The sequence below is a fragment of the Ruegeria sp. E1 genome, from assembly GCF_056534225.1.
Genome location: NZ_JBQFPE010000051.1, coordinates 1 through 729, shown reverse-complemented (window position 1 = coordinate 729; position 729 = coordinate 1). Strand labels below are relative to the sequence as shown.

Here is a 729-nt window from a genome sequence, read left to right as displayed (position 1 = left end):
GGTTCCGTTGCAAACTTTCAGCCATTGACGCTTTCGAAATTAACGAGCGAATGACTCGTTTGTCGTATCAAGTCGAAAGCCAGCTTATGATTTTCTTCAAAGGTGCACAGTATCCGAAAGATGTGATCCTATTCGAATTATTCTTCTACGTTCGATACGGCGTTTCCAACCGCGATCTGGAAGAGATCATGGCAGAGCGAGGTGTTTCCGTCGATCACACCACGCTGAACCGCTGGGTGACACGATACTCTTGCGCAATCGCTGAAACAGCGCGCCGCCGCAAAGGCGCATGCGACCGCTCCTGGCGAATGGATGAAACGTATATTAAAGTAAAGGGATCATGGGTTTACCTCTACCGAGCGGTCGACAAACACGGTAAAACTCTCGATTTCATGCTTTCACACCGTCGGAACAAGCCTGCCGCTACTAAATTCTTTGCTCGAATGCTGGAGGTCAACGGCCTTCCACGCAAGATTGTCATCGACAAAAGTGGCGCCAACACAGCTAGTATCAAGGCGGTCAACAAAATGCTGAAAGGCTTTGGCTGCCCGATCCCGATTGAGATGGTGAGCCGGAAATACCTTAATAACATCTTGGAACAGGACCATCGTTTCATCAAAAGACGCATTCGGCCAATGCTAGGATTCAAGGCGTTCGCTTCAGCTGCGGCAACCCTCGACGGAATCGAAGTGGCACACATGATCCGCAAAGGTCAAATCACGCCCGGAG

The 729-nt window shown here is 50.1% G+C and carries 1 protein-coding gene; it reads left to right on the top strand.

The annotated features are described in order from the left end of the window. Positions 1-86: 86 nt before the first annotated feature. A partial coding sequence (locus ACR0FG_RS20910) for an IS6 family transposase (protein ID WP_480895286.1) occupies positions 87-729 on the top strand: 643 nt, incomplete at its 3' end.